General features: G+C 59.1%; 24 protein-coding genes. 17 read left to right on the top strand and 7 right to left on the bottom strand.

Annotated elements, in window-relative coordinates; translation table 11 throughout:
- The first annotated feature begins 54 nt into the window (after positions 1 to 54).
- The 13 genes from EJA72_RS10270 (at position 55) to EJA72_RS10330 (ending at position 13,107) form a co-directional block, all read left to right on the top strand.
- The gene (locus EJA72_RS10270) at positions 55 to 1,431 is read left to right on the top strand and encodes an oligosaccharide flippase family protein (RefSeq protein WP_157711353.1); all 1,377 of its coding nucleotides are present in this window, start codon (positions 55 to 57) and stop codon (positions 1,429 to 1,431) included.
- A gap of 51 nt (positions 1,432 to 1,482) precedes the next feature.
- Positions 1,483 to 1,680: a hypothetical protein gene (locus EJA72_RS10275; RefSeq protein WP_157711354.1), complete on the top strand. Its 198-nt coding sequence runs from the start codon at positions 1,483 to 1,485 to the stop codon at positions 1,678 to 1,680.
- Positions 1,677 to 3,143, top strand: a complete 1,467-nt coding sequence (locus tag EJA72_RS10280; protein WP_157711355.1) for a GMC oxidoreductase — start codon at positions 1,677 to 1,679, stop codon at positions 3,141 to 3,143. The genes EJA72_RS10275 and EJA72_RS10280 overlap by 4 nt, the downstream gene beginning before the upstream one ends.
- Before the next feature lie 125 nt (positions 3,144 to 3,268).
- Positions 3,269 to 3,886, top strand: coding sequence for an acyltransferase (locus EJA72_RS10285; RefSeq protein ID WP_157711356.1), 618 nt, complete (start codon positions 3,269 to 3,271; stop codon positions 3,884 to 3,886).
- A complete protein-coding gene (locus tag EJA72_RS10290) occupies positions 3,879 to 4,835 on the top strand; it encodes a glycosyltransferase family 2 protein (protein WP_157711357.1) in 957 nt (318 codons plus the stop codon). The genes EJA72_RS10285 and EJA72_RS10290 overlap by 8 nt, the downstream gene beginning before the upstream one ends.
- Positions 4,836 to 4,843: 8 nt before the next feature.
- On the top strand, positions 4,844 to 5,368 hold the full coding sequence (locus tag EJA72_RS10295) for a serine O-acetyltransferase (protein WP_157711358.1): 525 nt from the start codon (positions 4,844 to 4,846) through the stop codon (positions 5,366 to 5,368).
- A gap of 31 nt (positions 5,369 to 5,399) precedes the next feature.
- Positions 5,400 to 6,371: a glycosyltransferase family 2 protein gene (locus EJA72_RS10300; protein ID WP_157711359.1), complete on the top strand. Its 972-nt coding sequence runs from the start codon at positions 5,400 to 5,402 to the stop codon at positions 6,369 to 6,371.
- A gap of 7 nt (positions 6,372 to 6,378) precedes the next feature.
- Entirely contained in the window at positions 6,379 to 7,377 is a 999-nt protein-coding gene (locus tag EJA72_RS10305; protein ID WP_157711360.1) for a DUF535 family protein, read from the top strand.
- Positions 7,378 to 7,388: 11 nt separating this feature from the next.
- On the top strand, positions 7,389 to 8,591 hold the full coding sequence (locus EJA72_RS10310) for a glycosyltransferase (protein ID WP_157711361.1): 1,203 nt from the start codon (positions 7,389 to 7,391) through the stop codon (positions 8,589 to 8,591).
- Complete coding sequence (locus EJA72_RS10315; RefSeq protein ID WP_157711362.1) at positions 8,588 to 9,775, top strand: glycosyltransferase family 2 protein; 1,188 nt, start codon at positions 8,588 to 8,590, stop codon at positions 9,773 to 9,775. The genes EJA72_RS10310 and EJA72_RS10315 overlap by 4 nt, the downstream gene beginning before the upstream one ends.
- Positions 9,775 to 10,509, top strand: a complete 735-nt coding sequence (locus EJA72_RS10320; protein ID WP_157711363.1) for a WecB/TagA/CpsF family glycosyltransferase — start codon at positions 9,775 to 9,777, stop codon at positions 10,507 to 10,509. Before EJA72_RS10315 ends, EJA72_RS10320 begins: the two co-directional genes overlap by 1 nt.
- Before the next feature lie 242 nt (positions 10,510 to 10,751).
- Positions 10,752 to 11,900, top strand: coding sequence for a hypothetical protein (locus EJA72_RS10325; RefSeq protein ID WP_157711364.1), 1,149 nt, complete (start codon positions 10,752 to 10,754; stop codon positions 11,898 to 11,900).
- Positions 11,901 to 11,985: 85 nt separating this feature from the next.
- A complete protein-coding gene (locus EJA72_RS10330) occupies positions 11,986 to 13,107 on the top strand; it encodes a glycosyltransferase 61 family protein (protein ID WP_157711365.1) in 1,122 nt (373 codons plus the stop codon).
- Between the two features lie 52 nt (positions 13,108 to 13,159).
- Here the strand turns inward: EJA72_RS10330 and EJA72_RS10335 are convergent, their stop codons facing one another.
- The 7 genes from EJA72_RS10335 to EJA72_RS10365 all read right to left on the bottom strand — a co-directional run bounded on the left by EJA72_RS10335 (position 13,160) and on the right by EJA72_RS10365 (position 20,374).
- Positions 13,160 to 14,584: an undecaprenyl-phosphate glucose phosphotransferase gene (locus tag EJA72_RS10335; protein ID WP_157711366.1), complete on the bottom strand. Its 1,425-nt coding sequence runs from the start codon at positions 14,582 to 14,584 to the stop codon at positions 13,160 to 13,162.
- 437 nt (positions 14,585 to 15,021) lie between these two features.
- On the bottom strand, positions 15,022 to 15,543 hold the full coding sequence (locus tag EJA72_RS10340; protein ID WP_157711367.1) for a cytochrome C: 522 nt from the start codon (positions 15,541 to 15,543) through the stop codon (positions 15,022 to 15,024).
- 174 nt (positions 15,544 to 15,717) lie between these two features.
- Entirely contained in the window at positions 15,718 to 16,239 is a 522-nt protein-coding gene (locus tag EJA72_RS10345; RefSeq protein ID WP_157711368.1) for a methylamine dehydrogenase light chain, read from the bottom strand.
- A 19-nt stretch (positions 16,240 to 16,258) separates the two neighbouring features.
- On the bottom strand, positions 16,259 to 16,879 hold the full coding sequence (gene mauD, locus EJA72_RS10350; protein WP_157711369.1) for a methylamine dehydrogenase accessory protein MauD: 621 nt from the start codon (positions 16,877 to 16,879) through the stop codon (positions 16,259 to 16,261).
- Between the two features lie 3 nt (positions 16,880 to 16,882).
- Positions 16,883 to 17,422 carry a MauE/DoxX family redox-associated membrane protein gene (locus tag EJA72_RS10355; protein WP_157711370.1) on the bottom strand — a complete coding sequence of 180 codons (540 nt, stop codon included), beginning with the start codon at positions 17,420 to 17,422 and terminating at the stop codon, positions 16,883 to 16,885.
- A gap of 13 nt (positions 17,423 to 17,435) precedes the next feature.
- Complete coding sequence (locus EJA72_RS10360; RefSeq protein WP_157711371.1) at positions 17,436 to 18,584, bottom strand: amine dehydrogenase large subunit; 1,149 nt, start codon at positions 18,582 to 18,584, stop codon at positions 17,436 to 17,438.
- Between the two features lie 308 nt (positions 18,585 to 18,892).
- A complete protein-coding gene (locus tag EJA72_RS10365; RefSeq protein WP_157711372.1) occupies positions 18,893 to 20,374 on the bottom strand; it encodes a PAS domain-containing sensor histidine kinase in 1,482 nt (493 codons plus the stop codon).
- A 346-nt stretch (positions 20,375 to 20,720) separates the two neighbouring features.
- Between EJA72_RS10365 and EJA72_RS10370 the strand changes: the two genes are divergently transcribed.
- The 4 genes from EJA72_RS10370 to EJA72_RS10385 form a co-directional block, all read left to right on the top strand.
- Positions 20,721 to 21,884: an acyl-CoA dehydrogenase family protein gene (locus EJA72_RS10370; RefSeq protein WP_157711373.1), complete on the top strand. Its 1,164-nt coding sequence runs from the start codon at positions 20,721 to 20,723 to the stop codon at positions 21,882 to 21,884.
- 25 nt (positions 21,885 to 21,909) lie between these two features.
- The gene (locus EJA72_RS10375) at positions 21,910 to 22,281 is read left to right on the top strand and encodes a hypothetical protein (RefSeq protein ID WP_157711374.1); all 372 of its coding nucleotides are present in this window, start codon (positions 21,910 to 21,912) and stop codon (positions 22,279 to 22,281) included.
- A 3-nt stretch (positions 22,282 to 22,284) separates the two neighbouring features.
- Positions 22,285 to 22,755, top strand: coding sequence for a nuclear transport factor 2 family protein (locus EJA72_RS10380; protein WP_157711375.1), 471 nt, complete (start codon positions 22,285 to 22,287; stop codon positions 22,753 to 22,755).
- The coding region (locus EJA72_RS10385) for an amidase family protein (protein WP_256679669.1) at positions 22,752 to 23,111 on the top strand (360 nt) is incomplete at its 3' end. The genes EJA72_RS10380 and EJA72_RS10385, both read left to right, overlap by 4 nt.

Consider the following 23,111-nt stretch of genomic DNA (forward strand, 5'->3'; position numbering starts at 1 on the left):
ATGGCAAAATGCGACTATAGTACCTTTCGTGCCATTTAGTCCGGGGTTGATGTTATGCGGTCAGTTAATTTATCGCCACCGTTGAGCCTTCGCAGGCGAGCGATATCCGCCGGGGCATGGAATTTGGGGGCGATCGTTATCGCCCAAATCTTCCGTTTGGGCGGCAACCTGATTATGGCCCGCCTGTTGATGCCCGAAATGTTCGGCGTCATGGTGATTGCCACCACCGTGTCGGTGATTCTGCATTTGCTGTCCGATGTCGGCTTGCGCCAAAACGTTATCCAGAGCCCGCGTGGCGACGACCCCGTGTTTCTCAATACCGTCTGGACCGTGCAGATCGTCCGCGGCTTTATTCTGTTTGCGTTCACGCTGGCGATCGCAGGTTTCGTCTGGTTTGCGCAAGTCATCAACCTGTGGGCACCCCATTCCACTTACGCTTCGCCCGAGCTGCCGCTGGTGCTGGCGCTGACTGGTTTCTCCGCGATCATCTACGGTTTCCAGTCGACGAAAATCGACGTAGCCGTTCGCGCGTTCGAACAGAAAAAAGTCGTGCTCACCGAGTTTGCCTCCCAGATCGCCGGCCTGCTGGTGATGCTGGTCGTCGGCTATCTCACCCGTTCAATCTGGGCGCTGGTCGGTGCCGGCCTGATCTCGGCGCTGGTCAGCACGCTGCTGGGCCATTACTGGTTCAAGGGCCCGGCTAACCATCTGCACTGGGACCGCGAGACCCTCAAGGAACTGATGGTCTTCGGCCGTTGGATTCTGTTGTCGTCTGCCGTGGGCGTATTGGCCATGAACGGCGATCGCATCTGGTTCGGCGGTACCATGACGGCTGCCGAACTGGGGGTTTACTCGATTGCCGTGTTGCTGCTGGGGGCGCTTCAACTCGCTGTGCAGCGGTTGGCCGGCTACGTGGCCTTGCCCGCTTTCAGCGAGGCCGCAAGGACCAATGACACGGCGCGCCTGCGCGCTTTGTATTACCGCTTCCGGTTGATGATCGACATCTTGTTGCTGTTCAGTCTCGGACTGCTCTGGGTCATCAGTCCATTGATCATCCACGTGCTTTACGATGATCGGTATGCCGGTGCGGGCGAGATGATGGCCATTCTTTCGGTGTCGTTTTTCACCCTGCGTTTCACGTTGGCGCATCAAGCCTGGCTGGCCTTGGGGCTTTCCAAATACCAGGCCATGGATAACATTATTCGTGCCGTCTCGTTATGGGTGCTGTTGCCGGTGCTGCTGGCGATTGGCGGCGTGCAATACGGGATTTGGGGTGTGGCGCTGCATACCTTTCCTACACTTATACTGATCGTGTACGTCAACTGCCGGGTAGGGTTGTTCGATATCAAGCGTGAGCTGATTGTGCTGCCAATGATTGGGGTCGGGATGTTGTTCGGGGAGCTCGTGCTGGGCATTGCCAAGTGGCTTTGATTTGACCCAGGTGCGGCTGTATTCACTTTCAGTGTCGGGGCGCTGCGAATCATGAAAGAACTTGATTTGAATTCCTCTGCGATGGGGCGCAGAGGTTTCCTCCAGGCGTTTACCCTATTGAGTATTGGGGGGCTGGCATTCGGATTTTCCTCGGTGCTTGCCCGGCCGGCTGCTGCTGCTAAAACCGAGTTTGTCGTCATCAACGGGTGGGTGTTGCCCGCCCGGCATTTTCGGCACCCACAAGCATGATCAAAGACTACCAATCACAAAAAGAACTGCGCGACACCTATGATTTCTGCATTGTCGGTGGTGGCCCCGCCGGCATTACATTGGCGTTGCGTTTGGCCGGTCAAGGCCGGCACGTGCTGCTCATCGAAGGTGGGGGGCATGAGTATTCGCAAAATTCACAAGCGCTCTACACCTGCACCTCGTCAGGCTTGAATGCCTACGCCGAGGAAACTCGCCTGCGTTATCTCGGCGGGACGTCCAATCACTGGGCCGGGCGTTGCCGTCCCTTCGAGCCGTCTGACTTCGCTATCCCGCCGCCCATAGGTTTGCCCGGTTGGCCGATCGCGTTCTCCGAGATCGAGGCGCATCTGCCGGCGGCCATGGCGATCCTGGATCTTCCGCCGGATACCGGCTTCAAGACCATCAATGCGTCGATGGGTGACAAGGATTTTGAAGCGGACCGCTTTCTGCTCAGCACGCCCACGCGATTCGCTCAAAAATATGCCAGCGAGCTGAACGAGACCGAGGGGCTTGATGTCTTCCTCAATTGCAACTGTGTCGATATTGAATTCGATGACAAGACTCATCGCGTAGCTGCCTTGGTCGTGTCTGATTACGCGCTGCAACGAGCGCGCGTGGTGGCGACGAATTTCATTCTGGCGACGGGTGCGATTGAAAACGCCAGGCAATTGCTCAACAGCGATTCGTTGGCTGCTGGCGGTGTCATCAGCAAGGACGGTTTCGCCGGACGGTGTTTCATGGAACACCTGAACATGAGCCTGGGGACCTTCATCCTCAGGGACGGGCAGAGTACCGAGCCTCGGCAGTACTTCACGACCGATGCGTTTGTAGCGGAGTATCGATCCGGCAAAGGGAACGTGTCGGCTCAGCTGCTTGATGAGGTCAGGTCCTATGGGCGCACGGCGGCGATCAAGAACTTTTTCGAGAACCTCACCTGCGAAATAGGGATGGCGCACAAGGTTGATTTCATTACCAAGTTCTATTGCCCTGGGGATGGAGTCATTACCACGTTGATCGAGCAGTTTCCCAACCGCGAAAGCCGCATTTCGCTACAAGAGGAGCGGGATGAGTTAGGCGTGCGCAAGGTCAACGTCAACTGGGCCCTGCGGACTGAGGACCGGCAAACCATCAAATGCATCGGGCTGGAAGTAGCCAAATGTTTTGCCGACGCGGGGCTGGGGTACGTCAAACTGGATGAGAGTGTTTATGACCTGACGCTGCCGCCGAAGGTCAATCCCCATGCGCATCACATGGGCACAACGCGGATGGCCAGTTCCCCTGAATTCGGGGTCGTCGACGAAAACTGCAAGGTGTTCGGTACGCAGAATCTATACATGGCTGGCAGCAGCGTGTTTGCTACGGGCGGCGCCAGTAACCCGACCATGCCGCTTTTGCAGCTTGCATTGAGGTTGGCGGACTATCTTAACCAGCAAGCGGGGCCTGTGGTGGGCAGGTATTCCTGAGTGGAATATTGTGATGATCTGAATATCGAGTGTTAGGGAGGAGCTATCCTTAGGGGGCTGCATCACCAAGAATCAGGGTGTATTAACCTTGACACGAATATCGCTGAATTTTTGAGGCTGAAAGGATGATTGGTCTAATAAAACGCGCTATTGCTCATTACGCCAAAACGACAGGGCGTGGAACCTCACTCTATAAAAAGTTTTGCAGACCGTCCGGGTATGAATGGGCTGAGCATATGGCCAAATGGAACGGGCTGCACTCCATCGGCAAAGGGGTATGGATCAACCTAGGGTGCAACATCACCGACCCGGCGATGCTGCGACTGGGTGACAACGTCGGTTTGTCCGATTGCACCATCTTCGGCCACGACGGCATCGTCCATGTGATCAATGCGCGTGACGGCACAAAGCTCGATTCTGTCGGCGGTGTCGATATTCGTTCCAATTCCTTTATCGGCCATGGCGCTATCATCATGCCGCGCGTGACGATTGGTCCGGATTCGGTGGTGGCCGCGGGCGCGGTGGTCCTCAGGGACGTTCCGCCGGGGACCGTGGTCGGGGGTAACCCGGCCCGGGTTATCTGTACGATGGAAACGCTGGTGAAGAATATCCAGGAGCGCTGCGCCGCTTATCCGTGGATGGACCTTATCGAGCAACGCAAAGGCGTTTGGGACCCGGAACTGGAACCCAAGTTGCAGGCAATGAGAGCAGAGTATTTTTTTGGTGAACAACCCAATGGTTAGTGCTCCTCTTGATGTCCTGGTTGTAAATTACAATACCGCGAATCTGTTGCAACCGATGTTCGAGGCGCTGCGCCAGCCCGAGAGTGCGAGCCCGGCTCGCTATCTGGTGGTGGACAACGCCTCTGGCGATAACTCGCTGGAGCGCCTGGCCGCTGTTTGTCCCGAGGCGCTTTTGCTGGCCAATGCCGACAATGTCGGCTTTGGCCGGGCCAACAATCAATTGGTTGAGCACTTGCAAGGCAAGTACGCCTTGCTCCTCAACACCGATGCGTTTGTGGCCCCTGACACCTTGCAGAAAACCCTCGACTACATGGAGGCTCACCCGGATTGCGGTGTCCTCGGTGTGAAGCTGGTGGGGCGAGAGGGCGACTTGCAGCCGTCCTGTCGCTATTTTCCGACGCCCTTGAATGTCTTTCTTTCGCGTACGGGGCTGGAACGCTTTTTCCCGATGGTGAAACGGGTTGACGACATGGCGTGGGATCATGCCTCGGTCCGTGAGTGCGACTGGGTGCCTGGCTGCTACTACCTGATCCGCCGGGAAGTCATCGACCAGGTGGGCTTGTTCGACCCGCGCTACTTCCTTTATTACGAAGAGGTCGATCACTGCAAACGCGTCAAACAGGCCGGGTGGAAGGTCGTCTACTATCCGCATACCACGGTGGTGCACATCGGCGGCGAAAGTGCCAAATCGATTGTGGAACTCAATGCGGTCAGCCGGCAGATCCCCCGCTTGCAAATCGAAAGCGAGTTGCTGTACTTCCGCAAGCATCACGGCCTGCCGGGGCTTGCGTTTCATATGTCACTGGTGAGCCTGGGCGATCTGATCCTGGCACTCAAGGCGCTGTTGAAAGGCCGCGGTCGAGCCGCCATCGCGGCATGCTGGCAACATACCCGGGTCACCTGGGCGCTGCTGCGTGACACCAAACTCGCCACACAACCCACTCGGTAGGTCATTCAATGTTCGAGAACATACGTGCGGACTTGCGTGCATACGCGGGCGATTGGGGAGCCCAGGGCTTCTGGGTCATGCTGGTTTATCGCTTCGGGCGCTGGCGCTACGGTGTGCGGCCGGCGCTGTTGCGCAAGCTGTTTTCCTTTATCTACAAGGTCCTGTTCAAACTGGTGCAGATCATCACGGGTGTTGAATTGCCGTGTGAGGTGGTGGTCGGGCGCAATTTCGTCATCGACCATTTTGGCGGCATTATCATCAGCGGCTATGCGCAATTTGGCGATGATTGCCGGATCCGCAACGGCGTGGTCGTGGGCTTGAAGAATGTCAGTGAGCCAATTGCTCCCGTGATCGGTAACAATGTCGATATCGGTGCCGGCGCGAAAGTGCTGGGCAATATCCGCATTGGCAACAATGTGGTGATTGGCGCCAATGCCGTGGTGCTTACCGATGTGCCGGACGATTCGATCGCGGTCGGTGTGCCGGCCACGATCAAGACCAGACAACCAGCTTCAGCAAAGGAATGCTCATGATTTATTTCCACTGCGGTGCCCGGTGAACGCCATGGGTATCGGTGTCGTTGTCATCGGTCGCAATGAAGGCCTGCGCCTGGAGCGTTGCCTGACTTCGCTGGTCGGTGCGGCGCAGCAAGTTGTTTATGTCGACTCCGGATCAACCGATGGTTCGGTGCAGTTGGCCCGGCGGCTTGGGGTCGAAGTGGTCGAGTTGAACATGACGATTCCCTTTACGGCCGCGCGCGCGCGCAATGAAGGATTCGCCTGCGTGCAACGCTTGTTGCCATCGATGCGTTATGTGCAGTTCGTCGACGGTGATTGCGAGGTGGTCGCCAGCTGGCTGCCTCAGGCACGAGCGTTTCTGGATGCGCAACCCTCGGTTGCGGTGGTCTGCGGCCGCCGTCGCGAACGCTTTCCGCAGCACTCGATCTACAACCTGATGTGCGATCTGGAATGGGACACGCCGGTGGGCGAGGCCAAGGCCTGTGGTGGCGACGCGTTGATGCGGGCTGATGCCTTTGCCGCGGTGTCCGGGTTCCGGGCGGATCTCATTGCCGGGGAAGAGCCGGAGTTGTGTGTGCGCCTGCGGGCCAAAGGCTGGAAGGTTTGGCGTCTGCCGGAGGAAATGACCCTGCACGATGCGACCATGACCCGCTTTGGGCAGTGGTGGCGGCGAACCTTGCGCGGTGGCTACGCGTTTGCCGAGGGTGCGTTTTTGCATGGGGCCGCGCCGGAACAACATTGGCTGCGCGAGTCGCGCCGTGCGTGGTTCTGGGGTTTGGGCATTCCGTTGGCGACGGTTTTTTTGTGCATGTTGCTGGGCGGTTATGGGTTGTTGTTGCTGTTGATCTACCCCTTGCAAGTCGTGCGCCTGGCACGGCGGGGCAAAGGGCCAACGCGCGAAAACTGGCTGCTGGCGTTCTTTCTCGTATTGGGAAAATTTCCCGAGATGCTCGGGCAGGTCAAGTTTCTTTTGAACAGATTCGGCGCCGGCAAGTCCGCGCTGATCGAATACAAGTGAGACTTACATGAATAATTGGCTGATCGTAAAAAACGCGTTTTCTTTACATGCCGGGTATTCGCTTAGAGCATTAAAAAACAAATTCAAACTGATGATGCTGATGAGCCAGAACCGGGCTGAGCTCCAGTCGTTTCTGGGGCGCATGTCGAAGGCGCTGGGTGACGGCGGCGTCGAGAAACTGGGCGTGGATTGTGTAGGCGTCGTTCAGTGGCCCTACATCAGCAAGAACTGGGGTGCTCACGACCGGCTTGAAGTACTGGCGTCGCACTATGAAGTGGTGACGAAAAACTGTCCGCAGCTGCTGCTGTTTGGCCGGAACGAACGCCTTGTTCTCGCCGATCTGTCCGAGTTCGCTGCCGATTGCTCCCTGGTGCTGGATCGTCCGATCTGGTTCATGCGCGAAGGGGAGGTGGTTCTGAACCTGTTTCAGGACGATTTGCGCATTGCATCCCTCGCTTTCACCCTGGCCAGCCAGCAGGGTGAAATTCGTATGTTCATTGGTGCCGTTCAAGGGATCCACAAAGGGATAGAAAGCGAACGCTCGCTGAACATCTACCGGGACCTGACCAAAACGTTCGAAGGGCTGCGGCCCAGAAGCTTTCTGATCGAGGCTATCAAGCACATCGCAATCAAACTCGGTGTCGCCAGGATTTACGCCGTAGGGGATGAGTATCGCCATCATCGTCATCCTTATTTTGGCGCTCACAAGGCGCAGGAGCTGGCGTCGAATTACGACGTGATCTGGCAGGAGCACGGGGCGACGCCGTCGGATCGGGCGGACTTTTTCGAGATCCCCATGGCCCCGTCCAACAAGCCGCTCGAGACCATTGCAGCCAAAAAACGCGCCATGTACCGCCGGCGTTATGAGCTGCTCAGTGAAACGTTCCAAAAGATCGACAGGGTTTTGCAAGGCAGCCATGCAGCGCCCGCCGCCGTGAGGGTTGAAGCCCCTGATAACCGTACTGCGCTTGAGATACCTGCAGTCATAAACCACAACGAAATCTGAATCTGGTCTCTATGCGCATCGCTTATTTCATCAATCAATACCCCAAGGTCAGCCATAGCTTTATTCGTCGCGAAATTCTGGCACTGGAGCGCCAGGGTTTCGAGGTGCAGCGCATTGCCCTGCGTGGCTGGGATGCCGAATTGGTGGATGCCGAAGACGTGTCCGAACGCGATAAAACGCACTATGTCTTGCAGGGCGGCGTGAAAGCGCTGCTCAAGCCGATGTTTCAGGTCTTGCGCGCACGGCCACAGCGTTTTTTTTCGGCATTGTGGCTGGCGCTGCGCATGGGCCGACGCGCCGATCGTTCCTGGCCGTACCACCTGATCTATCTGGCTGAAGCGTGCCGACTGCTGCCCTGGCTGAACGAATTTGGCGCCGAGCATGTGCACGCGCATTTCGGCACGAACTCTACCGAGGTGGTGATGCTGGCTGCAGCGCTCGGTGGCCCGGCGTACAGTTTTACGGTGCATGGCCCGGAAGAATTCGACAAACCGCAGTTTATTCATCTGGGCGAAAAAGTCCGGCGCTCCACGTTTGTCGCGGCGATCAGTTCTTATGGGCGCAGCCAGTTGTTTCGCTGGGTGGATCATGCGCACTGGGGCAAGGTCAAGGTCGTGCACTGCGGTCTGGAGCGAGCGTTTCACGATGTGCCGGCCGTGGCGGTGCCGTCGGTGCCGCGTGTGGTTTGCGTGGGGCGCTTATGTGAACAAAAGGGCCAGTTGCTGTTGCTTGAGGCCGCTCGCCAACTGGCCGCCAACGGCGTGGCGTTCGAGATCGTGCTGGCCGGTGATGGCGAGATGCGTTCAGAAATCGAAGCACTGATTGCGCGGCATGGTTTGCAGGCGCAGGTTCGAATTACCGGCTGGATCAGCAGCGAGCAGGTGCGCGAGGAAATCCTGGCGGCGCGAGCCATGGTATTGCCGAGTTTCGCCGAAGGCTTGCCGGTGGTGATCATGGAAGCCATGGCGTTGCGCCGACCGGTTCTGACCACCTATGTGGCGGGCATTCCCGAGTTGGTGCGTCAGGGCGAGAACGGTTGGTTGTTTCCCGCTGGCGCTGTGGAAGAATTGGTGGCGGCTCTGGCGGACTGCTTCGCGCAACCGGTCGAGGTGCTGCAGCGGATGGGCGAGTCGGCCTACCAGCGAGTGCTGGAGCGACACGATATCGATACCGAAGCGGCCAAGTTGGCTGATCTATTCAAGGCACGGGCATGATCACATTACTGGGTTGGCTGTTCAGCGCACTGCTGGTGCTCATCGTGTTGCCGGTGGCGGTGCTGTTCGTGCAGGTGCTGCTGGCCTGTCTGCCTGTGCGCTCGCAACCCTCGGCGCGAGGGCCGCGACCGCGCGTGGCGGTGCTGGTGCCGGCGCACAATGAATCCTCGGGCATCGTGGCGACGATCAACAGCGTCCGGCTGCAGTTGCAGGAGGGCGACCGCGTGCTGGTGGTGGCCGACAACTGCTCTGACGACACCGCCGAGCAGGCCCGCATGGCGGGTGCCGAGGTGGTGGAGCGCAGTAATGATCAGCAGCGTGGCAAAGGTTACGCGCTGGACTTTGGGGCGCGTCATCTGGCGAGCGATGCGCCGGACGTCATGATCATCATCGATGCCGATTGCGAGCTGGGTGAGGGCACGATCGAGCGCCTGGCGCTGTGTTGCGTCGAGTCGGGGCGGCCCGCACAGGCGCTCGATTTAATGCGTGCGCCGGCGGGGGCGGGGCTCAAGGTTCGGCTCGCCGAGTTCGCCTGGTGCGTTAAGAATCAGGTGCGTCCACGAGGCTGGACACGGCTGGGGCTACCTTGTCCCTTGATGGGCACAGGCATGGCGTTCCTCTGGCGAGACCTGGCATTGATCGAGTTGGCCAGTGGTCACATCGTCGAGGATTTGAAGATGGGGCTGGATTTCTGCCGAAGCGGCAAGCCTCCGGTCTTTTGTCCTGATGCGCTGGTAACCAGTTACTTCCCGCGCAGTGAAGAAGGCTTGATCAGCCAGCGCACGCGCTGGGAGCATGGTCATCTCGGGGTCATTCTCGGCGAAGTGCCCAAGTTGCTGGTGGAATCGGTGAGCCGGCGCAACTGGAGCCTGTTGGCCATGACCCTGGATTTGCTGGTCCCGCCGCTGGCCTTGCTGACGTTGGTGCTGGTGGCTGCGTTTGTTTTGTCGTGGCTGTTTTTCCTGCTCGGCGCATCGGGGGCGCCGGCATTGATCGCGTCCGCCGGGGTGGCCATGCTGGGCATGGCCATTTTGCTGGCGTGGAGCCGGTTCGGTCGCGGGATCATCTCGTTTTCAACCTTGTTGTATGCGCCGTTCTACGCATTGAAGAAAATCCCCCTGTACATCGGCTTTGTGCTCAAGCGCCAGGTGGAATGGGTACGTTCCAAGCGGGATGACAATTGATGCGCGCGTTGAGCTGGCAGCAAAACTGGCAAACGATTATTCAGAAGCTCAGGGTGGTCAACGATCCTGCTGATGAACAACAGTTGATTGATGCTTTATCCAGGGCTGAGGTGGCGACCGTGCTTGGGTTCGTCAATGCTCACGCCATGAACCTGGTGGCGGGCAACCGCGATTATTACGACGCGCTGTCCGCGGCCGACGTGTTACTGCGAGACGGTTCCGGCATGTCCCTTCTGTTTCGCCGACTCGGGCGAGCACCGGGCATGAACATGAACGGCACCGACCTCATCCCCAAATTGCTGGCGGCGTTCAAGGGCCGTCGCGTCGCTTTCTGGGGCACTGAGGAGCCGTTTTTAGGCAATGCGGTGCGGCATTGCGAAGCAGTGTTCGCGGTCAATGTCGTGTCCGCTCACCATGGTTTTGCCGAGGTAGATGCCTACATCAACCTTGCCCGGCAGTCGCAACCGGAGCTGGTTGTGTTGGGGATGGGCATGCCCAAGCAGGAAGCCGTTGCTGCCAGGCTCGCCGCCAGCGGCGTACCGTGCCTGATCGTCTGCGGCGGGGCGATCCTGGATTTTCTCGGCGGCAAGGTCACTCGGGCGCCACAATGGGTGCGCCGTATCGGGTGTGAGTGGGTCTTCAGGCTGCTCAGTGAGCCGAAGCGATTGTTCCGTCGCTATGTGGTGGGTAATCCGATGTTCATGTTGCGCACACTGGCCTGCAAAGACGCTTGACCCGGCCTGTTCCCGCCTAAAAAATGACAGGTGCCACAGCTGCCTTGCAAATAGCTGATGGAGCATCTTTACTCTGCTTGGCATTGTCGAATTGACGGGTGCGTTCAAATTATTTCGTTTCTATTAAGGTGGCAGACAGCTAAATGGCGTCAGAAAACCTTAATCCCACGTTATCATTTCAGTATTTGGTTTGTTGAATTGCAAACTCAAATAACCTTTCCTTGACTAGTGCTAAAAACCAAATGAAAGAATATATATCAAAACTGTTACGTAAGTTGATATCCCCGTCCATGCGCTTCGAGCTGAGAAAGGCGTTCGCTTGGCTGAGCGATATCACTTCGCGTGCCTGTTTTTGGCGCTGGGAAATTGTCAGGTTCAAACTACGGGAAGAAAGCTCTTATGACATTCTCTATGTGGGCAGGAAATCACAACGCGAATTTTTAAAGGCACTCCTCGGTACACAATCCAAAGTAACGGACAGCCAGCTGAAACTGGACAAATCAAACCGGACGGTAGTTGTCAGTGAAATGCCGATTCCGGGGGCATTGTATGTGCCACAATATTTGAGCGCGATTGTGCCGCTCGGCAGGTCAATTGACGAGATTACCGCGAGGTACAACACCGAGTTGCGTCGCACTCTGCGCAAGCATCGCCTGCGCTACCGGATGAAGCAGGCGTTGAACGATGACGAAATCGGCATCGCGGATCGGGAAATGCTCCAGCCTTATGCCAGCGCCAGGCATGGCGCGTCCGCCTCACAAATTGAATCGCACGAGGTCCAGCGGGTTGCCAGGAATGCCAGTGTCGGGCGGCTCGATCTCGTGCTGTTGGAAGATGAAATTGTCGCCTGCCATCTGGGGTGCATCATCAATCGAGAGGGCAAGCGCTATTGGAGCACCGTCCGTTTCGGCTATCCGGACACGGTGTTTTCAGATGCTAAAAAACTGCGTGAAATCAACTCGATCACCACGTTCATGGCCCTTGAATGGGCGGTAGAAAACGGCTTCGACTATTATGACATCGGGACGTGCCTGGCCCGTCCGGACGACGGGCTTCTCGAGTGGAAAAGAAGGCGCGGCGGCGATGTCGATACGCTGGGTAACTATGGCTATATGTTTGTCCGCTTGCCCAAGGAAGGCGTGGCGCAGTTCCTGTGGGAAACGCCATTGTTTGCAGTCGAAGGCAAAAAACTGACACTTCACCTGGGGTTGCCGGACGGACCGGGTGACGAGGAGGTCGCGAACCGATACCGTGAAATGGGCTTCGGCGGGCTGTCTACAATCTACCTCCATTGCGCCAGGAATCCGGGGGAAGCGCTTCTCGACACCTTGCGCAGTCGCTACACTCATCTGCAGTCGTCCCCTGTCCTGGAAGTCATTGTATCGACCTGAACAGGTTGCTGATTTTAAACGGATACAGTTTGCACGCTTGACCCTAAACGCTGTCTCTGCATCACCACCTTACGACGAGGGGCCTATGTCGGAAATCATTACATTGACAAGTGGCGGTCAGGCGAAGTGGAGTCTTGCTGCATACAAACATATTCTTAAAACACGGCTTATACGCAAGCCGTCGTTAACGCTGCAAAGTCTGGCCGTAAAAACGTGGGAAATTGCGCCCGGTGAAGTTTCAATTGCACCACCTGCCTTTTATCTGCCCGGTCAACTGGAGCGTGTAACGGGATGGGAGGGGGATCTCTTTTATCCCTTCGAACATCCCCGTCGCACGATGGAAGGCGTCGGTGAAGTTGAACATGGCCCAACTAAGGGCTATCTGCTTAAAGACGCCTGGTTAATCGATGGTGCTCTTTACAAAGACAATGCCAAATCGTGGCTGTCGCCCAAATCCAGATGGCTGCCAAAGATTCGCGTCGAGCATGAAATTGATCGCGGAGCGATGTTTTGCACGGCGGGGGGCAACAAGTGGTTTGGTTCCTGGTTAATGGACGATTGCATCACTTATCCCTTGGCCTGCGACGAAGGCGTTCCGGTGACCACCGCCATGTCGGCCAACCTGGTTTCCACCGCCAAGACCGGCATACTTCACGCGCCCGGTTACGAGAAATGGCTGGGTATGAACCCGGTTCGCCTGCGCAATGCGTACTTCCGTGAACTGGTGATTTTTGACGATCTGAGTCAGAACCGCCACAAACACCTGCGCTTTCGCGCGATGGGTGAAAAGCTGTTGTCCCACGTAGACGTTACCGCTCACCCGGGCGTTTTCATTCTGCGAGGCGGCACGGGTGAATTGCGTTTGCTGCGCAACGAACTGGAACTGGCTGAGCGGCTGCGTGATCGCCGGGGCTTTCGCATCATCGACCCTGCGAAGTCGGACGTCGCGACCATCGTGGCCACCTGTGCCGGGGCAAAAACCGTGGTCGGGATCGAGGGCAGTCATCTGATCCACGGGGTTAACGTACTGCAGCCCGGTGGCTCGTTGCTGGTGTTGCAACCGCCTAATCGCTTCCTGTGTTTTTTCAAGTACCTGACGGATCGCGATCATCAGAACTTCGGCTTTGTGGTCGGCACCCCTCAGGGTGATGGTTTTACCATCGACCCCGAAGAGGTTGAGCGCACGCTGGATCTGTTTCCTGCCTGATACGAAACCCGACTCCGGCGAGTCTTGAGATCAGCCGTGCACTCAAGACTCGCTAGTAGGCGTGCTTGCCGGAGAAGGCCGTCACTGTTCTTGCAAGAATGACGAAGTCGAGCCACAGCGACCAGTTGTTGATGTACTCGATGTCCGAGTCAACCCGCCGAATCATCTGTTCGATATCCCGCGTTTCACCCCGATAACCACGCACCTGGGCCAGGCCTGTAATGCCTGGCTTGATGTTGTGGCGCGCGAAGTAGTCCGAGATGTCGGGCGAGTACTGCACGTCGTGTTGTATCGCGTGCGGGCGAGGCCCCACCAGCGACATTTCCCCCATCAATACGTTGAACAGCTGTGGCAGCTCGTCGAGGCTGGTGCGCCGGATAAAGGCGCCGACCCGGGTCACGCGTGGGTCATTCTTTTGCGCCTGCTTGACCACGCCATCGGACGGCTGATGGACGACCATGCTCCTGAACTTCCAGATCCGGAACGATTCACCACTCCAGCCCATGCGTTCCTGGCGAAAGAACACCGGTCCCGGGCTATCGATCTTGATCGCCAGTGCCACAAGCGCCAGCACCGGCGCGGCAACCAGCAGGATAAGAAAGGTCAGGACCTTGTCTTCAAGGTTCTTCATGAACAGGCGCATGCCCATCAGCGGTGTTTCAGACAACGTCAGCACCGGGATACCGGCGATTTCGCGAACACTGTGATTGATCAGGCGCAGGGAAAAGATGTCAGGCACCCAGTTCACCGAGATGTGCTTGTCAAACAGCCTCAGGTAAACGTCCTTGATCACCTCCGATCCCCCCAGAGGCGTCACGAAATACACGGTACGAATGGAGTGCTGGATGACCAACTCATCGAGGTCGGAAATGTCGCCGAGGATTGTCAGGTGTTGCGTGCTTTTCGAGCCGTCCTTGCCCTGGTCATCTTCCGCACCAATGGACACGCAGCCAACGATCCGCTCACCCAGCCATGGGTTGTTGCTGATTTTCTTGTACAGGTACTTCGCCAGTTCGCCCGTGCCGATGATAAGAGCGTTTTCCAATTGCGTTGGGTGCGCCAGGAATTTCTTCTGCATCTCCCGCGTTGCCAGGTGCAGCAGCAGTTGCGCGCAATACCCAAGGACAAATAACTCCGCCACCAGCAAACGTGAGTACTGTTCGCTGGTTTTGGTCAGGAAGGCCATGGCCACCAGAAAGCCGAACGTCGCGGTCCAGGCCTTCAACAGTTTGAATGCCTTCATGGCAAACCCGACGTTGCTGCGGTAAATGGCATAGTGGTCGTACACGACGGCCAAAGCGCCGAGCAACAGCAGGACCATGATCACGTAGGCCTGCGAAATGTAGCCGATGTGATAATTGATCAAAAACCACGCGACACCGGTCACGGCAACCCCATCGAGACCGGCCTGGACAACGATACTGGTGCTGCTTCTTCGCTGGAGAACAGAGCGGGTACTGTTGGGCTCAAAAATCATGCGTAGACCTCATTTGCTTTCCCTCGCACTCGATGATGACGAAATTCAGTTCAACGGCTCTCGCTTGAGAGCGTCAGCGTCACCGGCAAGCTACTCATACTCGTGCTCAGCCACCCCCCTACCGCCGAAATCAGCAGGCCCGGGGGGAGAATGTGGCGCCGTGTGCTGTCACTTTAGCAGTACTGCGTAATCATTCACTAGGCCGCTGTAGTTTCCCAAGATCCTTGGCGAAAATGAAGCCCGTCAGACGACGTATTCAAGCAGCCAAAGCAAGGCAATCCAAGGCGTTTGCCACCAGTTGGACGCGTCATGTCAGTCGTCGGGATTGTTTGCGCAGAGGCTGGGCGCTGTCGCGAAGCGGCAGGGGCCAGAATGTCAGGTGGGGGCGGGGGATCGGGTCCCCCGTTGTTGCTGCTACCGTTTTATTCAAACGGTGGTCATTTATTCATCCCGTCTTCAATGGCGATGCCTTGCGCACGCATTTGCTCGATCAACCCGGCGCGGGTGCCCGGCAGGTTGAGCATGGTTTTTGCGCGCAGGGTCGTCACTTCTTCGGCACTGTAAGGCTGATAGTCCGTCGGCGTGCTTTTGCCCGCCATGCCGTCCTTGCGCATCAGCCAATTGAGCAGGTCAGCCAACTGGGCATTGCTCAGCGCCGACTGCGCCATGCCCGGCACCCGCACGAGAAATTCGCGCCCGCCCGGGACTTTCAGAAAATTGCCGACAAACCCCGCCATCCGGGGGGTGTCATTGGCGGGGGACCCCATGCCATTCCCCAGGTGGCAACCGGCGCATTGCAACTGGTAGTTCACGCCAACGCTGTAACCGGCCTGGGCTATGGGTTTTTGCAGCTCTTCGTTGCCCGGTGCATGACGTTGCGCCGGATCGGGAATGGCCCTGGCGTACACGAGCGGGGCGGTCATGACGCAGACAAGACCAACGATGAGCAATCTACGCATCACAACACCTCTGTAAAAACACACTGATGTAACCGTTGGCGCCCGGCTTCGCTGTAGGAGCGAGCTTGCTCGCGATGGAGGCAGGCGTAACGTGGATACCCAGGAACCCCGAGTTATCGTTCACGCCTTTTCGCGAGCAAGCTCGCTCCTACAGGTCAGCCAGACGCAGACGTGTTACACGGCAACGCCGCGGATGATCGAAACGGTGCAGTGGTAGATGTGCGACTTGGCGGCCAGGCACCAGTTCACGTCGTTGTTGTTGAACGGGCGATAGGCCGGTTCTTCACTGTCGTTACGGGTGCAGGCGCACTGCGCACAGCTTTGCTTACCGCAGCAATCGTTGTACGAAATGATGTAGTCCTTGCCGTCGGCCGGGTTGCGGCAGGTGCCGATCCAGGTCACTTGCGAGGCTTCGGTGCCCGGCGGGCAGGACGTGACCGACCCACCGCAGCAGCTGCACAAGAAGCCGTCGATGGAGCAGTAGCGCCAGTAGTCGCAGCTGTTCGGATCACCCGGGTCACCCGCTTTCGGGGTTTCGGCGGCCAGGGCTTTGCCGGTGCGGTCCAGCGGCAGCAACAGCGGCAGGGCGGCACCCGCCACCATCAGGGAACCCATGCGCGACAGCAGTTTGCGTCGCGAGGTGGTGTCGGCAACACGGCGAGTCGAACGCTCAAACAACAGATCCAGCAGTTTCATAAAAGTCTCCCTGCCTTAATCAGTGGCTGTGGCCGTGGCTGTGGTCGTGTGCATGGGGCTGGCTGTTCAGGTATTCCTGCAGCGTGGCGCTTTTCAGGTGCTCGACTTCGAACAAGCTGTCCAGGTGCTCGCGGGAATTGACCAGGCCTTTGGCGCGCAGGGTGCCGGACTTGTCGATCAGGGCGGCGTAAGGCAGTTTGCCGATCTGATAGGTCATGCCCACTTCCGGTCCGACCACGTAGGTGGCGTCTTCCAGTTTGTGTTCGCGGATCAGCTTTTGCTGGGCATCCATGTCGCCGTCGCTGATGAACACCACGTCCAGGCGGTCGGCCTGTTCCTTGGCGATGGATTTGATCGCCGGCAACAGCGATTTGCAGATCGGGCACGTCGGCGAGAGGAAGAACAGCAGCTGGTTCTTCTCGGCGGCGTAACCGAAGTTCACCGGGCGACCGTTGCGGTCGGACGCAGTCACTTGCGGCGCGGCTTCATTGACCGCCACGCCTTTGTCCATCATCAGCGCGCCGGCAGGGGCCAGACGGCCGTGCAGTACACCAATCTGCCGGACCAGGCCCATGACGGCAAACGCCACGGCCACCAGCAGTATCCAGAGCAGAACGTTGGAAACGATTAAGCCTTCCATTGATCACCTACCAATCAGTTTGAGCAGAAGAGGGGAGTTCGCCAGCAAGCCATCGGCGGCGGCGTAAATCAGCAGCGCGACGGCGCTGGCGGCGACGGTGACGAAGCCATCAAAAAAACCAAGATCGCGCACGGCCGGCAAAGCGCTGGTCAACAACGCCACGCCTACCAGCACGCTGTTGCGCAGCAACAGGACCGGGCGCAGGGGTTGCGCCTGGTCCGGACCGGCACAGCCGCAGTCGATATCGCGACGGCCGCGCCACAGGTTGATGCCGATGGCCGCGGCGTACAGCGCGATCAGGCTGGCGGCGCCCAACGCTGCGCAGGTACGGCTGACCGGCACCAGCAGCGCAAAAGCGAGTGCCAGTTCCAGCACCGGGATCACCCGGGAAACGGGCCGTACAACGGCGTCGGGCAGCAGTTGGTAGTCCGCCAATTGCTTGGCAAAACGTGCCGGCGCGCGCAACTTGTGGGTCGCGGCGCTGGCCAGCAACACCGAAATGGCGAGTGCGCTGGCAATAATGAAGATCGGATCTACGTACATGGCCGAACCTCGTTTAGTAGCTCATGACCTGGGTCGCCGTTTTCGCGACTTTCGGCATGCTGCCGGTGAGCTTGTTGGTCTTCAGGTCGAAGATCTGCAAGCCGCCTTCAACGTCGGCACCCAGCAATAGCGGTTTGTCGTCGCCGGTGGCCTGCATGCTCCACACCGGAACCGGTGCTTCCAGGGTCGCCACTTTTTTCTGGGTCTTGAGGTCATACGCCCAGATCAGAGGGCTTGGGTCTTCCCACTTCATCGGTTCGTGAGCGTCGTGCATCAGCACGTACAAACGGTTGAGCTTCGGCGCCACGGCCATCAGCTGCCAGCCACCCGGTGCCCAGCCCGCTTTCTTTTCCTCGTCGTTGATCAAGGACCACGACGGCAGGATTTTCGGTGCATCGGCAGAGAAGTCCACCGGGCGGATGGTGCCGGTGGTGGTGGTGAAGTAGTAGGTATCACCGACGTTCACCGCGCGCTCGTTGAGCTTCTCGGCATTCGGGTCGAAGAACGGCGTGCGGGTGCGCGCGGTTTCCAGACCCTGGTCGTTGAGGGTGATCACCTGCAAGCTGCCGTCGCCGCACAACGAAGCGAAACGGCGGTTGCCGATCGGGTAGTTGAGCACGCAACCCGGAATCGCCAGTTCAGCGGTGACGGACTTGGCTTGCGTGTCGACCACGGTCACCGACGTCGACGGGGTGAAGTTGTAGACGTAGACGAAGCGGTCATCACCGCTGGTCTTCAAACCGTAGCGCTGGGTCAGCGATTCGGCGCGCTTGTTCGGGATCAGTACTTCCCAGGCCGGCGACAGGGTCGAGCTGTCCCACGCGGTCAGCACGTCGGTGCGGGTGCCGCGAGTGCCGCGCGAATACCAGATGTCGGCGCTGTAGAGGGTTTTCTGGTCGTGGCTGAGCGCCGAAGGCGCCGCAAAACCGGTCGGCACCATGCCGAGCACGCGTTTTTTGTCGGGGTCGACCACGGTGACGCGGCCGGCCACGAAGCTCTCGAATTCGACGTCGACGACGAAGGCACGGTGGACTTCCGGTGGAAATGCCAAAACGGTCTGGCCGATCGTGTCAGCGGGCAGATCCGCGCTGGCATTATTCAAACCGAGTACGAGCAGGCTGAGACTCAGCGCTGACTGTACGGTGATCCTGGTGGCTCGCATTAGGGGGAACTCCCTGAATTATTGTTCACGCGAATCGCGGGTGCATAGGCAGATTTTTGCAGTTCGATTCTGCCTCGCCGTGAACACGGGAGAATTGCTCTGGCTGCCAACCGTTTGTGTGTCAGTGCCAGTGTCGGGAAATGGGCGTAACACGTCCCGATGTAGCAGCTGCCGAAGGCTGCGTTCGGCTGCGCAGCAGTCGCAAACCCGGATTACGCGATTTCCCTGATGCAACGCGAGTTCTGGTTTTGCGACTGCTGCGCAGCCGAACGCAGCCTTCGGCAGCTGCTACAGGTGGGAGTGGGCTCTCAGGCGGGATTTGCGAGAGGCAGGGAGAAAGTAAACACCGCCCCGCTAGGCGCCAGGTTTTGCGCCCAGATATCGCCGCGATGGCGGCCGATGATGTTTTTGCACAGCGCCAGGCCGATGCCGTTGCCGCTGACCTTGGACGAAAAGAAACCATCAAACAGCTTCTCTTGCGCCTCGCCCTGAATGCCGCGGCCGCTGTCTTCGATACGCACCAGCGCCACACCGTCGGCGGCGCTGGCATGAATGCGTAAAACACGGCGTTCGAGGGGCAGGTCGCACATTTCTTCAATGGCGTTGAACGCCAGGTTAAGGATGACCTGGCCGATCAGCACCTTCTCGCAGCTCACCCACAGCGGCGTCGGGCTGGCGACGACTTCGACGCGGACCAGGCTCGGGTCGGCTCGCAGGCTTATAAAGTAGCGGGTCTCGCGCAGCAGTTCATTGAGGTCGATCAGCTCTTCCGACTGCTCCAGTTTGACCACGTAATCGCGCACGCTTTTGATAATCACCGAGGCATGCTCGATTTGTCGCACCGCGCTTTGCAAACCCCAGGTCACGCCCTCATCGGTAGAGGGTTCTTTGCCGAGGCGAATCACCGCCCCTTCGATGAAGTTGCGGGTGGCGGCCAGCGGCTGACTCAACTCGTGGGCGATGGCCACGGCCATTTCGCCCATGGCGTTGTAGCGGGCCAGGTACTCGAGCTTTTGCTCGCTGACGCGCCGCGCTTCTTCCGCCTGCACTTGTTCGGTGACGTCACGGAACAGCAGCAGATGGCCGACCAGATCGTCCTCAATCTCGATAAACCGACACGTCGCCTCATGCCAGCGCCATTCGCCGTCACGGCGTTGTACGTGGTAATGCACGCGGAACGGCGCGTGTTCCGGCGTCTCGCTGGCCAGCTGTTGCAGCAGGCGCTGGCGTGAATCTTCGTCGCACCATGACAGGAAGTTTTCCCCGGCCAGCGCGTGTTCTTCCCCGTTGAGCAAGTGCGCGCCGGAATCGCTGATAAAACGGATGTCACCCTCGGGGCCGAGCACCGCCACGCCCTCGGCCAGGTCCTGCATAAAGGCCTTGAGCCGGCTTTCGAAACGCTTGAGGTCACGCTTGACCTTGTCTTCCTTGGAAATGTCGCGGAACTGCACCATCAACACATCGCGCCCGTCCAGGTGCACCAGGGTCGCGACCGCCTCGGACAAAATCTCCACCCCTTGCTTGGACCGGTAACACCATTCAATGGCGCGCTGGCCGGTGCGGGCCGCGCCTTCCAGCCAGCGCAAACCGACCGAGCGTCGGTATTTCGGCGCATCGCGAGTCATGTCCGGGGCTTTCAGCGGCGTGAGTTCTTCCAGGGTGAAACCGAGCGCGTTCAGCGCGGCGGTGTTGGCCCAGAGAATCTCCTTGCTTTGCGCATCGTGAAGAATGATGCACAGCGGCATGGCCTCGATGAGGGTGTAGAAGTCGTTCGGTTTTGGCAGGTACATCGCGCAGCCCTGGAGCTAAAGGAACCGGTGAACGGGAAGTATGGCTTTTTATACCGGCTTGCGGGCAGGGAAGCGCTCAGAAGTAACCGGGGGCGGGATAGGGGATTTCTTTAGGTGGGGGGCTACACGCACCAATAGTGGCGAGCAGAGGCGGTTTTTACACTGGACCCCAATGCAAGGGTGACGCCGATTCCTGTAGGAGCGAGCTTGCTCGCGATGGACGTCAACGATGACGCGGGCTGCCTGATTGCCCGCGGTGCCAGGACCTCCATCGCGAGCAAGCTCGCTCCTACAGGGGCAGGGCGCCGTTACCCCCACCTAACAATAAGCAAGACGGAGAAAGCCCATGCTGCGTTCAGCGGTTGCGCAACAAGACGCCCTGGTCGGCGTTGACGAGCCTGTCCTCGACAGCCAGGCCTTCCAGCAGGTGTTGGAAGAAGTGCGTCAACGCCGCGATGAATTCGATGCCGGCTCCCATGTGCCACGGGACATGATCGAACGCTTCAAACAGGTGGGCATCTACCGCGCCGCCACGCCGAAATGCTTTGGCGGCGACGCCCTGGCACCTGCGCTGTTCCTGCAAATGATCGAACGCATCTCCGAAGCCGACGGGTCTGCGGGCTGGGTCGCCAGCTTCGGCAGCGCCGGTGTTTACCTGGCCGCATTGCCCAAGGACACCCTTGCCGAGCTCTACGCCAAAAGCCCCGACCTGGTGTTCGCCGGTGGCCTGTTCCCCTTGCAACCGGCCGAAGCGGTCGAAGGTGGATGGCAGGTCAACGGCACCTGGAAATTCGCCAGCGGCTGCAAAGGCGCTGATCTGCTCGGCGTCGGCATCGGCGCGGCCGGTGGCAAACCGCGTACCGCTGTGTTCCCGCCCGACCAGGTGGACATCATCGAAAACTGGGACGTGGTCGGCCTCAAAGGCACTGGCAGCCACGACCTGCGGGTCACCGATAAACGTGTCGATGAGCGCTGGACGTTCATTCGCGGCGGCGCGGCGACCATCGATGAACCGCTGTTCCGCTACCCCTCGATCGCTTACGCCGCGCAAGTACTCGCGGTGGTCAACCTCGGCCTGGCCCGCGCCGCCCTTGATGAAGTCAGCCGCATGGCGGCGGGCAGCGGCATCACCGGCGCGCCGAAAATGGCCGACCGCGCTTACGTGCGTATCGAGATCGCCAAGGCCGAAGCCCAATTGGGTGCCGCACGCGGTTTCTTCTACAACGCCACCGAGCAAGTGTGGAATTCGATTTTGGCCGGCAACCCGGTCACCGCCGAACAGACCAGCCTGTTGCGCCTCTCGGCAATTCACGTGTCCCAGGCCGGTGCCGCCGTGGTGCAAAGCGCTTACAGCCTCGCCGGCACCACCGCCATTTACCTGCGCCATCCGCTGCAGCGTTACCTGCGCGATTCGATGGTGGTCACCCAACACGCATTCCTCAGCGAAGGCCTGTACGACGGCGCCGGTTCGGTGTTCCTCGGCGTGCCGCCATTCCCTGGCTACATCTGAACCCTCTATTCAAGGATCAACTTTCATGTCCCAGACCACACAAGAACCGTTGCGCGTTGTCTTCTGCATCGGCATCACCCAGAACTTTTTCGACCTGCCCACCGGCGAAGGCCTGAGCGTCTGGAAAGGCTTCAGCCAGATGATGGGCTCGCTCGGCGCCATGCCAGGCATCACCGTGCTCGGCGCCATGGACGACGACCGCTTGATGGTCGGCCCGTCCACCACGTCGCCGTGGACCGTCTACATCATGGCCGACGTCGACTGCCACCAAACGGTGATCGACGCCTGCAACCTGTTCCGCACCACGCCGGTGAACGAATACAGCCTGTGGCGCTACGCCAAGGTTGAAGCGCGCATCGGTCGCCCGCTGACCATCCCTGATGCCGCCAAGGTCTAGACCATGAACGAGGCCTTGTTGCAGCGTCTCGAGACGCTCGAAGGGGAGAGCCAGGTGCGCCGCCTGATGGCGCGCTACATGGACCTGTGCGATGTGCCGCGGCCGGTCACGCAGGTCCGCGACCTGGCTGAATTGTTCTGCATCGACGCGATCTGGGAAGGCGTCGGCAGCCAGACCGCGCAGACCTTCGGCCAGCACCGTGGCCGGGATGCGGTGGCGGCGTTCGTCGGCGGCTACTTGCCGCCGTCGGACCACTTTCGCCTGAACCTGCATTTCCTCACCAGCGAGTCGATCGTGGTCGACGGCAGCACGGCCCGGGGGCAGTGGATCATGCAGCAGATTTCCACCTACGCCGATGGACACAACGAGCTGTTCGGCACGCGGTTGAACATTGATTTTCGCTGCGTGGACGGTGTCTGGCTGATCGCGCATTTCCGCACGCAACGCTTGTTCAATACGGGGCTGGGCGCATGAGTACCTTCATCAGCGAATTTTTACTCGGCGGCACTGGGAAGCGGGTCGCGATCAAGGATTCGATCGACATCGCCGGGCACCCGACCCGCTCCGGCAGTCGTGCGTTTGCCGACGCCGAGCCGGCCACGCGCAATGCCGACGTGGTGGACGCGATTCTCGACGCCGGCTGGCAAATCGTCGGCAAAACCAACCTGCATGAACTGGCCTTCGGCGTCACCGGCATCAACGACTGGACCGGAACGCCGATCAACCCGCAAGCCCCGGACCGGGTGCCAGGCGGTTCCTCCAGCGGTTCGGCCGCGGCGGTCGCGGCCGGCCTGGCGGACATCGCCATCGGCACCGACACCGGTGGCTCG

The organism is Pseudomonas sp. PB120, assembly GCF_009761815.1.
Lineage (GTDB): Bacteria > Pseudomonadota > Gammaproteobacteria > Pseudomonadales > Pseudomonadaceae > Aquipseudomonas.

What these genes read in the sequence shown, in the direction of transcription:
- EJA72_RS10335 (WP_157711366.1), bottom strand. Translation starts at nt 14,584, where the DNA reads ATGATTTTTGAGCCCAACAGTACCCGCTCTGTTCTCCAGCGAAGAAGC.
- EJA72_RS10290 (WP_157711357.1), top strand. Translation starts at nt 3,879, where the DNA reads ATGGTTAGTGCTCCTCTTGATGTCCTGGTTGTAAATTACAATACCGCG.
- EJA72_RS10300 (WP_157711359.1), top strand. Translation starts at nt 5,400, where the DNA reads ATGGGTATCGGTGTCGTTGTCATCGGTCGCAATGAAGGCCTGCGCCTG.
- EJA72_RS10325 (WP_157711364.1), top strand. Translation starts at nt 10,752, where the DNA reads ATGAAAGAATATATATCAAAACTGTTACGTAAGTTGATATCCCCGTCC.
- EJA72_RS10370 (WP_157711373.1), top strand. Translation starts at nt 20,721, where the DNA reads ATGCTGCGTTCAGCGGTTGCGCAACAAGACGCCCTGGTCGGCGTTGAC.
- EJA72_RS10330 (WP_157711365.1), top strand. Translation starts at nt 11,986, where the DNA reads ATGTCGGAAATCATTACATTGACAAGTGGCGGTCAGGCGAAGTGGAGT.
- mauD (WP_157711369.1), bottom strand. Translation starts at nt 16,879, where the DNA reads ATGGAAGGCTTAATCGTTTCCAACGTTCTGCTCTGGATACTGCTGGTG.
- EJA72_RS10270 (WP_157711353.1), top strand. Translation starts at nt 55, where the DNA reads ATGCGGTCAGTTAATTTATCGCCACCGTTGAGCCTTCGCAGGCGAGCG.
- EJA72_RS10275 (WP_157711354.1), top strand. Translation starts at nt 1,483, where the DNA reads ATGAAAGAACTTGATTTGAATTCCTCTGCGATGGGGCGCAGAGGTTTC.
- EJA72_RS10305 (WP_157711360.1), top strand. Translation starts at nt 6,379, where the DNA reads ATGAATAATTGGCTGATCGTAAAAAACGCGTTTTCTTTACATGCCGGG.
- EJA72_RS10360 (WP_157711371.1), bottom strand. Translation starts at nt 18,584, where the DNA reads ATGCGAGCCACCAGGATCACCGTACAGTCAGCGCTGAGTCTCAGCCTG.
- EJA72_RS10285 (WP_157711356.1), top strand. Translation starts at nt 3,269, where the DNA reads ATGATTGGTCTAATAAAACGCGCTATTGCTCATTACGCCAAAACGACA.
- EJA72_RS10380 (WP_157711375.1), top strand. Translation starts at nt 22,285, where the DNA reads ATGAACGAGGCCTTGTTGCAGCGTCTCGAGACGCTCGAAGGGGAGAGC.
- EJA72_RS10320 (WP_157711363.1), top strand. Translation starts at nt 9,775, where the DNA reads ATGCGCGCGTTGAGCTGGCAGCAAAACTGGCAAACGATTATTCAGAAG.
- EJA72_RS10280 (WP_157711355.1), top strand. Translation starts at nt 1,677, where the DNA reads ATGATCAAAGACTACCAATCACAAAAAGAACTGCGCGACACCTATGAT.
- EJA72_RS10355 (WP_157711370.1), bottom strand. Translation starts at nt 17,422, where the DNA reads ATGTACGTAGATCCGATCTTCATTATTGCCAGCGCACTCGCCATTTCG.
- EJA72_RS10315 (WP_157711362.1), top strand. Translation starts at nt 8,588, where the DNA reads ATGATCACATTACTGGGTTGGCTGTTCAGCGCACTGCTGGTGCTCATC.
- EJA72_RS10310 (WP_157711361.1), top strand. Translation starts at nt 7,389, where the DNA reads ATGCGCATCGCTTATTTCATCAATCAATACCCCAAGGTCAGCCATAGC.
- EJA72_RS10340 (WP_157711367.1), bottom strand. Translation starts at nt 15,543, where the DNA reads ATGCGTAGATTGCTCATCGTTGGTCTTGTCTGCGTCATGACCGCCCCG.
- EJA72_RS10345 (WP_157711368.1), bottom strand. Translation starts at nt 16,239, where the DNA reads ATGAAACTGCTGGATCTGTTGTTTGAGCGTTCGACTCGCCGTGTTGCC.
- EJA72_RS10375 (WP_157711374.1), top strand. Translation starts at nt 21,910, where the DNA reads ATGTCCCAGACCACACAAGAACCGTTGCGCGTTGTCTTCTGCATCGGC.
- EJA72_RS10295 (WP_157711358.1), top strand. Translation starts at nt 4,844, where the DNA reads ATGTTCGAGAACATACGTGCGGACTTGCGTGCATACGCGGGCGATTGG.
- EJA72_RS10365 (WP_157711372.1), bottom strand. Translation starts at nt 20,374, where the DNA reads ATGTACCTGCCAAAACCGAACGACTTCTACACCCTCATCGAGGCCATG.